This window comes from Robinsoniella sp. (assembly GCF_034124845.1).
This window is the reverse complement of sequence record NZ_JAWYAJ010000210.1, coordinates 1-9,243: the sequence shown is the minus strand read 5'-3', so window position 1 is coordinate 9,243 and position 9,243 is coordinate 1. Positions and strand designations below refer to the sequence as shown.

The 9,243-nt window shown below is 37.0% G+C and carries 9 protein-coding genes and 1 tRNA gene; 6 read left to right on the top strand and 4 right to left on the bottom strand.

The window, feature by feature from the left end:
• Positions 1-1,650 (bottom strand): type IIA DNA topoisomerase subunit B (locus ACH2DQ_RS10035; RefSeq protein ID WP_395026622.1); only part of this gene is annotated, 1,650 nt, incomplete at its 3' end.
• A gap of 194 nt (positions 1,651-1,844) precedes the next feature.
• A complete protein-coding gene (locus ACH2DQ_RS10030) occupies positions 1,845-3,065 on the bottom strand; it encodes a ComEC/Rec2 family competence protein (RefSeq protein WP_394916213.1) in 1,221 nt (406 codons plus the stop codon).
• Between the two features lie 315 nt (positions 3,066-3,380).
• Here ACH2DQ_RS10030 and ACH2DQ_RS10025 point away from each other — a divergent pair.
• Positions 3,381-3,452, top strand: a tRNA-Glu gene (locus tag ACH2DQ_RS10025).
• A 494-nt stretch (positions 3,453-3,946) separates the two neighbouring features.
• On the opposite strand, the gene ACH2DQ_RS10020 is transcribed toward ACH2DQ_RS10025, so the two are convergent.
• The gene (locus tag ACH2DQ_RS10020) at positions 3,947-5,356 is read right to left on the bottom strand and encodes a diguanylate cyclase domain-containing protein (RefSeq protein WP_395026619.1); all 1,410 of its coding nucleotides are present in this window, start codon (positions 5,354-5,356) and stop codon (positions 3,947-3,949) included.
• Positions 5,357-5,867: 511 nt separating this feature from the next.
• On the opposite strand from ACH2DQ_RS10020, the gene ACH2DQ_RS10015 reads away from it, so the two are divergent.
• Both ACH2DQ_RS10015 and ACH2DQ_RS10010 read left to right on the top strand, forming a co-directional pair.
• On the top strand, positions 5,868-6,398 hold the full coding sequence (locus ACH2DQ_RS10015) for an AAA family ATPase (RefSeq protein ID WP_395026617.1): 531 nt from the start codon (positions 5,868-5,870) through the stop codon (positions 6,396-6,398).
• A gap of 82 nt (positions 6,399-6,480) precedes the next feature.
• On the top strand, positions 6,481-6,831 hold the full coding sequence (locus ACH2DQ_RS10010) for a DUF2200 domain-containing protein (RefSeq protein WP_395026615.1): 351 nt from the start codon (positions 6,481-6,483) through the stop codon (positions 6,829-6,831).
• 79 nt (positions 6,832-6,910) lie between these two features.
• On the opposite strand, the gene ACH2DQ_RS10005 is transcribed toward ACH2DQ_RS10010, so the two are convergent.
• Complete coding sequence (locus ACH2DQ_RS10005; protein ID WP_395026613.1) at positions 6,911-7,297, bottom strand: hypothetical protein; 387 nt, start codon at positions 7,295-7,297, stop codon at positions 6,911-6,913.
• A 219-nt stretch (positions 7,298-7,516) separates the two neighbouring features.
• On the opposite strand from ACH2DQ_RS10005, the gene ACH2DQ_RS10000 reads away from it, so the two are divergent.
• The 3 genes from ACH2DQ_RS10000 to ACH2DQ_RS09990 all read left to right on the top strand — a co-directional run bounded on the left by ACH2DQ_RS10000 (position 7,517) and on the right by ACH2DQ_RS09990 (position 9,078).
• A complete protein-coding gene (locus ACH2DQ_RS10000; RefSeq protein ID WP_395026611.1) occupies positions 7,517-8,080 on the top strand; it encodes a YdeI family protein in 564 nt (187 codons plus the stop codon).
• A gap of 233 nt (positions 8,081-8,313) precedes the next feature.
• Positions 8,314-8,673: a DUF2089 domain-containing protein gene (locus ACH2DQ_RS09995; protein WP_395026609.1), complete on the top strand. Its 360-nt coding sequence runs from the start codon at positions 8,314-8,316 to the stop codon at positions 8,671-8,673.
• 18 nt (positions 8,674-8,691) lie between these two features.
• Complete coding sequence (locus tag ACH2DQ_RS09990; RefSeq protein ID WP_395026607.1) at positions 8,692-9,078, top strand: hypothetical protein; 387 nt, start codon at positions 8,692-8,694, stop codon at positions 9,076-9,078.
• The last annotated feature ends 165 nt before the right edge of the window (positions 9,079-9,243 follow it).

The following is a 9,243-nucleotide window of genomic DNA, read 5'->3' as shown; positions in this document are numbered from 1 at the left end:
ACCTCTGGATGGAACTGCCTTATACAATGGCGGCATAGCTATATATACATGTCCTTCATAGATCAGATCCGGCATAAACCGGTAAAACAGGGTCAGCAGAAGTGTGCTGATATGGGCACCATCCACGTCGGCATCTGCCATAATAACGATTTTATTATAGCGCAGTTTCGTTATATCAAAATCGTTGCCATAACCTTCGGAAAAGCCGCAGCCAAAAGCATTAATCATTGTCTTAATCTCTGCATTTGCCAACACCTTATCTATACTTGCTTTCTCCACATTTAAAATCTTACCCCTGATTGGCAGAATCGCCTGATAATTACGGTCTCTTGCATTTTTGGCTGAGCCACCCGCAGAATCGCCCTCTACGATGAAGATCTCACACTGCTCCGGTTTACGGCTTTCGCAGTTGGAAAGTTTTCCATTGGAATCAAATGAATATTTTTGCTTTGTCAGCATATTCGTTTTTGCTTTTTCTTCGGATTTTCGAATCTTAGCAGCCTTTTCCGCACAGGAAAGCACACTTTTTAAAGTTTCCAGATTCCGGTCAAAATACAGCACAACTTCCTCACCCGTCACTTTTCCGGAAGCCTTCGCCGCATCCTGATTATCCAGCTTGGTTTTCGTCTGTCCTTCAAAACGCGGTGCAGGATGTTTGATTGAAATAACAGCCGTCAATCCATTTCGGATATCCGCGCCGGTAAAGTTCGCATCTTTTTCTTTCAAAATTCCTAATTCTCTTGCGTAATTATTCATTACGGTGGTGAAGGTTGTCTTAAACCCGGTCAAATGGGTTCCACCTTCCGCATTATAGATGTTATTACAAAAGCCCAGTACGTTTTCATGGAATTCATTCACATACTGGAATGCACATTCTACCGTAATTCCTTCCGACTCCCCTTTAAAATAAATAGGCTCATGAAGTGCCTCTTTATGTTGATTCAAGTCCTTAACAAATCCAATAATTCCATCGGGCTCATGGAATTCAATATGTTCTGTTTCTGCTCCCCGCCTGTCCTCAAATACAATCGTTAGCGTAGGATTTAAATAAGCAGTTTCGTGAAGACGGCTTTTTACTTCCTCCGCCGCAAAATTAGTCTTTTCAAATATTTCCGGATCCGGCAGGAAATTAATCAGCGTTCCTGTCTTTCTGGATTTCCCTATAATCGGCAGCAGACCATTTTCCAACTCAATAACCGGTATCCCTCTTTCATAACGGTCATGATGAATTGCACCTTCCCGGCTTACCTTAATATCCAGATACGTAGATAATGCATTTACGACAGAAGAACCTACGCCATGCAGCCCACCGCTTGTTTTATATACGGAATCATCAAATTTTCCTCCTGCATGAAGTGTGGTAAATACCAGACGTTCTGCTGACATTCCTTTCTCGTGCATCCCTACCGGAATACCCCGGCCATTGTCATTAACCGTACAGGAACCGTCTTTCTCCAGCGTTACTTCAATCCGGTCACAGAAACCTGCCAGATGCTCGTCCACTGCATTATCTACAATTTCATATATAAGATGATTGAGGCCTTTTCTGGAAACACTGCCTATATACATACCCGGTCTCTTACGAACTGCTTCCAGGCCTTCCAGTACAGAGATGCTGCTCGCATCATATGTCATCGTTTGCTTTGCCATTTTCATTATCCTTTCATAACTTAACATTTACCTAACCGCTATTATAACAACATCCTGATTAAAAATGCAAGTAAAAATCAAATCGTCGCTTCTTTCCCGTTTCTTCCCTGCTTTTTATCCGGCAGAAAAAAGAACCCCTACTTATTTAATAAGGGTTCCTTTTGGAAGTCAAAACCCCGCTGCAAGCAGCGGCGTCAAGGATTGCATCTTTTACATGGATCATAACCTTTGCTTATTAAATCATCTCTGCTTCCATTATAAGTCTGCTTATTGGAATCATTCATCTGATTGACTGAGGAACAGCCAGGCTTATGGAATTTGCCGGTATTTTTATTAATCATATAATCCATTCCCTTTGCCGGAGCCTCTGTTGCTGATTCACTGGTCTGTTTCTCACTCTGGCTGCTCTTTACTTCTCCTGAATTACCGTTTTTACTGTCTTTTGCGGTAGTATATTTCCACTTAATCGAACTGCCGTCACTGGATGCCACAATTGTTCCCAGTTCATCTGTCCTGAAATACTTAATTTTATTCTGAGTTAGCTTTTCCAGGCTTTCTTCATCCGGAAGTCCGTAATCATTATCTTTTCCTACGCTGATAACCGCATATTCTGGCTTTACAGCTTTTAAAAATGCATCCGTTGTGGACGTCCTGCTTCCATGATGGCTAAGTTTTAATACATCCGCTTTCAGATCGATCCCGGAATCCAGCATGTCTTTCTCTGAATCTTTTTCAGCATCGCCGCAGAGCACAAAACGATTATTCCCATTTTCCAGCTTAATCCCCACGGACCAGTTATTGTAATTATCACCATAGTCCTTCCCCTTTTCAGGTGAAAGTATGGTAAATTCAGAATCCCCCAGCTTGTATTTTTTCCCCGGAACAGGATTGGTTATACTTAATTTCTTCTTTTCAATTGCAGATAACACATCTTCAAAGGTCTTAGTCGTATGAGCTTTAGCCGGCATGATCAAAGTATCAATATCATATGTATTAATTACGGTATCTAAAGACCCAATATGGTCTTCATGGGGATGTGTCCCAATTACATAATCCAGCTTTTTCACACCCTGGTCATTCAGATAATCTATTATGGTGTCTGCATCATCATTATTTCCCGCATCAACCAGCATAAATTTCCCCGCTGACTCCACCAGTATACAATCCGCCTGGCCCACATCAATAAAGTGTACATTTAATTCTTTATTTTTGCTTTTGTCATTTTTGCTCTTGTCATTTTTGCTATTATCATCTTTACTTTTGTCATCTTTGCTTTCTGATGTCTGTTTATTGGAAGCAGAGGCACTTCCTGTCACTGCTTCCGCATTATTCGCTCCCAAAGCGCCGATTCCACCTAAAATAAAAACGATGGCAAACAGCAGCCCTAATATTCTCTTTGCGTTAGATCCTTTCATCTTTCTTTCCTCCCTTGTAAAAATGTTAGCAAAATTCTCTGCTTTGTGATGCACAGCACTATTGCTCAATTGCTGCCCCGCTGTCTTCCGTTACAGGAAATATTTTATCGATAACTTTATATTAGTTCCAAACCATAAATTTGTCCAGTGCTTTTCATTTTTGCTGATCACATGCTGCTAATACCTTAAAAACCCCCTAAAATACACACTGGAATTTAAAATTGTCGTAATTTGCAAAAAAATTTGAAAAAAATCAAAAAAAGTACTTGCAAAATTTTCTAAAATGGTATATGATATGCAAGTACCAAGCGATGAGGTCCGTTGGTCAAGCGGTTAAGACGCCGCCCTCTCACGGCGGAAACAGGGGTTCGATTCCCCTACGGACTGCTCTTTGGATAGTGGAAAATCTTAGTGTTAACTGAGGTTTTCCACTTTTTTTATACTTTGGTTTTTGATTGCCCTTGATTGCCTAAATAATCATGTAAATATTTATGCTTTTAGTTTAAGTGCATTTTCCATCTGTTCTTCCGTTTGATTCTTCGTATATCTGTTGAAGCAATAATTTCTGAGTGTTGTTCTCTCATCTTCATGCCCCTATGGAAATCAATGGAATGGTATTATTTATGGATAAAATTTGTATCGAGCTTAAAAAAGAAAATATTATCGTTCCAATGATTGGGATAAAAGCAAATGACAATATACTTGAAATAATACGGCAACAATAAACAATATTTGCAAATATTCTCATAAAAACAAAATAGTCATAAAAACGTAGTTTCATCTGAAACGGCTTTTATGACTATTTTCATACACATTACTTTACGGACTGTTCTCTAAAGTGGAATATCTTGGTCTTTACTGAACTTTTTATGGTATAGCAATTATCCATCTTCTGAATTCTGATTTGTTTTACAATTTATATCTCTTCCGAAGCAAATACCTCCCCCACCTGCTTTTTTTACTTGATACATTGCCTGGTCTGCTTTATAAAGAAGCTCCTCCGCAGTTACACCATCTTCAGGATAACATGCGATACCAATACTCGTATTACAAATAATATTCCCTGTTTTAAGATTCCAGGGTTTTTTGAAACGTTCAAATATATAATTTAATAAAGTTATCAAGCCTGACTCCTCTATGCTGCCATTAATGATAGCTACAAATTCGTCTCCCCCATTACGATAAATACAGTCTTTGAGGATTGGGATGCTATTAAAAAACTCACCCAGATTAACTAAAAATTCATCTCCCGCATCGTGTCCCAGTGAATCATTGATTGACTTAAATCCATCAATATCAAAAAACAGCACATATCCTTTTTCATTTTCGACCGCAAGATTTATACGTTTTTCACAGTCGGCAACTAGTAATCTGCGATTAGGCAGCTTTGTCAACGGATCATAGTTAGCCATATTTTTAATAATCTCTTCATTTCTTTTATTTTCTGTGATATCTGCACTGCTTACAACATGGGCAAGCCTTCCATCCACCCATCTAAAAGCCGCACTGAATACTCTGAACCATGCCCCATCAAAGTATCTCTGATAATTCCAGGAATAAATTTTAGTTGGATTGTTATGTTCGTCTATTAATTCCTTTTGAGGACAAAATTCACACTGACCAGTTGTTCCGGGAAAAAGAACTTCCCAACATTTTTTTCCTTCAAACGCGCTGATTCCACCATATGGCGCTGCCATTGATTTATTAACATAAAGGATTTCATGAGTATAAAAATCGTTGACATATATATCAATTCCGGTATTGTCTAATATACCTTCCAGTGATTTACGTGCAAACCCCAACTTATTTTGGTATAACCGGATACTGACATAACGTGATAACATATTTAAGATCGCAGTTAAACTTTCTAATTCATAATCATCTATTCGTATTTTCTCATGGATATCCAATAATACAATAAGACCACATATACTCGAATCCTCATCGAATAATGGCAAAATAATAACAGAATTTGCATAGAAATAGTGATTCAGCGCAAAATTAGTGGTAGAACATTTCGTTTTGCTGACATAAATGAAAGGCGCAGTTTTTAATTGACTACAGATTTCAGCCGAAATTTCTTCAACTAAAATATTCTGACGAACCTGCATATGACATGGATTGTAGTGTTCTTTTAAAGACAAAGAATTTTGAGGGTCATTTTCATAAAGAAGTCCACAGTCAAATAAAAAATTATCGCAAATAAGCTTGAGTGAGTGGATAATGGTTTGAGTATCAATTTTGTTACCAACGAGCAGATTGGCAAATGTTAAGATAATATCGTTTCTCATAGTATCCTCTATTTTTCATTCGTTATTTTTATTACTTATTTTACACAGAAATTCTTGGGAGCATGTTCGCTAGTTATCGTTTCAAGAATTATAGCAAATTAGCATAGAACAAGTCAATATGAAAGCTAAATTTCGTTGTCCAAAACGCTAAAATAAGGTTATCCTCTATCGTAGAATTGACAGTATTTTATTTAGGAGCTAAAATAAATAAAAAGACATGTTAGTTTTCATGAAACAATATAATGAAATCTTAGAAACGATTGAGGCCATCGCTGCCCATGAGCCCATGAATGCCAAGGCCCTTACCCAAGCATTAGGCATTACCAACGGTGCTGTAAAGAAAATCACGTTATAAACTTCAGAAAAGGGAAACACGGGCCTATTTGCTGTATGCAAAGTGTGGATTGCTCAAACAGAGAGCACTCGAAGATACCGATGAGTTTTCTAAATTGCTGTTGGATCGGATCTAGGGAAGGCGTTAATACATAATAGAATATGAGAGGTGATGGAAATGTATCATGGAATTGCTATTGCAGGTGGAAATGGCAGCGGGAAAACTACATTAGGCAGGCAACTTTCTGCTATGCTTGGATATAAGCATATGGATATTGAGAATTATTACTTCAGAGATTCTGTTATCCCATATGCAGATTCTCATACCAGAGAAGAAGTTCTGGCTCTTTTATCAGCAGATATTAAAAAGTACCACCGGTTTATTTTGTCATCTGTAAATTGTGATTATGGCAACACGATTAATGCCATGTATGATTGCATTATATATATAAAAGTACCGCTTGGAATAAGACTTAATCGCGTAAAGCAAAGAAGCATAAACAAATTTGGTGATCGTGTATTAGAAGGCGGAGACATGTACGAACAAGAACGGAAATTTTATGAATTTGTTGCAACTCGTACAATGGAAAAAACGGATACCTGGCTGCAAAGTATGAAATGCCCTATTATTTTTGTGGATGGAACAGAGCCGATTGCAAACAATGTAAAGTTGATAATAGAGATCATGGCAAAGTTTATGATTCTCTAAGACTCCCCAAAAAGGAAAAAACAAGATGCAGCATAATGAAAAGATATAGTAGTGAAGACTTATAGAAATGGAGAAATAATAAATGAGTTACGATAAAGTATATCAAATGAGTTTTTCAAAGATTTACCCCCTGCTGGTTAACAAAGCAACGAAGAAGGGACGCACCAAAGATGAGGTAGATGAGATCATCCGGTGGTTAACAGGCTATCGGCAAATAGACTTGGAAGAAATGCTGACAAACCAAATTGATTATGCCACCTTCTTCCAGAATGCCCCTGTTCTAAATGCTAACAGAGTGTTGATAAAAGGTTCCGTTTGCGGTGTACGGGTGGAAGATATTAAAGAACCTATGATGCAAGAAATACGGTATCTGGATAAGCTTATAGATGAACTTGCAAAGGGTAAATCAATGGATAAAATTTTGCGTAAATAAAATATATGACCAATAAAACAGGGAATTTACTTCAATAATAGTCGGCCAAAACTTATGAATAAGCTAGTTTTAGCTGCTGCTATTTCAATCTATAATACTTAATAATCGCATATATAAACAACCCAATCATGATTATAGAATATATAACAGATAACGCGGGGCTTATCTCAAAAGGTAAATAAGAATAACTTACGATTTCATTCCCGCTTATCTTATATCGCTGTGACGATGATAAAACTCCAAGTATAAGTAATAACCACCCAACCCATTTATTAAATGTTAACTTTCCTAATAAATAGATATTACAGCAAGGTATCCAAGCCATAGGAGTTGAATAACCATACATAACCTTATTCAATTTGCTTAATACTATTCCCACAACAACATAAACGGCAATAATAATAACTAATAAAATAATACAAACCAGTAGAAATAAATTTTTTGTCATCACTAAATCCTGAATCATATCAAATCTCCTTCTTTTTTAATCATTATACAATATAAAAAAAGAATTATTTTACATGTGTATTGAAAAGCAGAAAATTTGTCATGAATGATATACTTTTTCTGCCATCCATCTATCTAAGTATTTCTTTATATATTTTCCCCCTATAATATGGTATATTAAAACCATCATTCAGAGAGCAACCGAATATTTCATTATAAGTTTAAGGAGGTACAAAATATGAGCGAACCTTTACATTTTAAAACAAGAGATGAATTTAGAAATTGGCTGTCAAATCATGGCCAGGACAGCGAAGGTGTTTGGCTGTTGTTTGGAAAAAATAAGGAAATTGTAACCCTGAAAGCCAGTGATGCACTGGAAGAAGCTCTTTGCTTTGGTTGGATCGATGGGGTTATGAAGCGGATAGATGATCAGTCATATATAAAATATTTCTCACTACGCCGAAAAGGCAGCAAATGGTCAGAGAAAAACAAAACTCTGGTAGAAAGCCTGGAAAAGCGCGGAATTATGACAGATTTTGGAAGAGCTAAAGTTGAAGAAGCAAAGAACAATGGCCAGTGGGATTCTGCGGCGAAACCATCCGCTATTACAGATGAACAAATTGAATTGATATCGGAATTGCTGAAGGACAATGAATTGGCATATACAAACTTTCAAAATATGTCACCATCGGTGAAAAAAACTTATACCCGAGCTTATTTGGATGCTAAGACCGATGCCGGGCGTATCAAACGTTTAGCGTGGATGACCGCTCGTTTAGAGGAAAATCTAAAGCCGATGTAAAAGTATTGTAATTTTAGGACTAAAAGCCTTTCCTCTATCTCCCATCCCCACCGAGTTCATATCCAGTTGATCTCTTCATTTGATCTGTCAAATAGATTCATATTCACATTTTCAATTATAATATACATTATATTAATATTTATATTAAATATATTAATTTTTACATTGACATATTTAATATTGAGTATTATAGTTGTATTTAACATAACCATATATAGAAAGGTAGTGATGAGATGAAAAAGATCATTAGCCGCTGTCCTGTATGTAATCATGAGCTGACCGTCGCAAGACTAAAATGTGATTCCTGTGATACCGTGATTGAAAATAGTTTCAAGCTCAGCAAATTCGATTACTTGTCCGATGAGGAATTGTATTTTACAGAGACATTTATCAGGTGTCGTGGGAATATTAAAGAAGTGGAGAAAGAATTAGGTATATCCTATCCCACTGTCCGATCCAAACTGGATTCCATAATTAAGAAATTAGGATATGAATCGGGCCCTGACGAACAGACCTTGAAAAGAGATGAGATTTTAAAAGCTCTTGAAAACGGTGAAATAACAGCAGAACAGGCGATTGCCCAGTTAAAATAGTCTAAAAGGAGATTGATCATGGATGAAAGATTAAGAATATTAAAAATGGTAGAAGAAGGTACCATAACGGCTGAACAGGCTGCAGAACTGATGGCAGCTATGAATATTGATTTACCGGTTATGCCGGCTAAAGTTACTAAGTGCGGTTATGATAAAAAAATGTTTCGTATAATTGTAGACAGTATCTCAGGAGATAAGGTGAACATACAATTTCCTGTGGGTGCTATCAAAAAAATTCTGAAAGTAACCGGCAAGCTTCCTATACCGGAAAAGGATCTGGAAGGCGTAGATCTTAGCAGCATGATGGATGCCATTTCAGAATGTCTGGATGCTGAAATTGAAGGGGATTTTGTAAATGTGGAGGCAGCGGATGGAACAACCGTAAGAATATTTGTTGACAAATAGAGAAAGCTGATCCCTGACAAGGTAATTGTTAAAATGTGACTAAATACACCGGAACCATACATCTGTCTGGTTACAAGGATTATATCGGTAAAACTATAATTGTTTAGAGCAGTACTGCATAGATTGATTATCAATCTGATGCGTACTGCTCTATTTATTTTCCTT

What these genes read in the sequence shown, in the direction of transcription:
- ACH2DQ_RS10030 (WP_394916213.1), bottom strand. Translation starts at nt 3,065, where the DNA reads ATGAAAGGATCTAACGCAAAGAGAATATTAGGGCTGCTGTTTGCCATC.
- ACH2DQ_RS10020 (WP_395026619.1), bottom strand. Translation starts at nt 5,356, where the DNA reads ATGAGAAACGATATTATCTTAACATTTGCCAATCTGCTCGTTGGTAAC.
- ACH2DQ_RS10015 (WP_395026617.1), top strand. Translation starts at nt 5,868, where the DNA reads ATGTATCATGGAATTGCTATTGCAGGTGGAAATGGCAGCGGGAAAACT.
- ACH2DQ_RS10010 (WP_395026615.1), top strand. Translation starts at nt 6,481, where the DNA reads ATGAGTTACGATAAAGTATATCAAATGAGTTTTTCAAAGATTTACCCC.
- ACH2DQ_RS10005 (WP_395026613.1), bottom strand. Translation starts at nt 7,297, where the DNA reads ATGATTCAGGATTTAGTGATGACAAAAAATTTATTTCTACTGGTTTGT.
- ACH2DQ_RS10000 (WP_395026611.1), top strand. Translation starts at nt 7,517, where the DNA reads ATGAGCGAACCTTTACATTTTAAAACAAGAGATGAATTTAGAAATTGG.
- ACH2DQ_RS09995 (WP_395026609.1), top strand. Translation starts at nt 8,314, where the DNA reads ATGAAAAAGATCATTAGCCGCTGTCCTGTATGTAATCATGAGCTGACC.
- ACH2DQ_RS09990 (WP_395026607.1), top strand. Translation starts at nt 8,692, where the DNA reads ATGGATGAAAGATTAAGAATATTAAAAATGGTAGAAGAAGGTACCATA.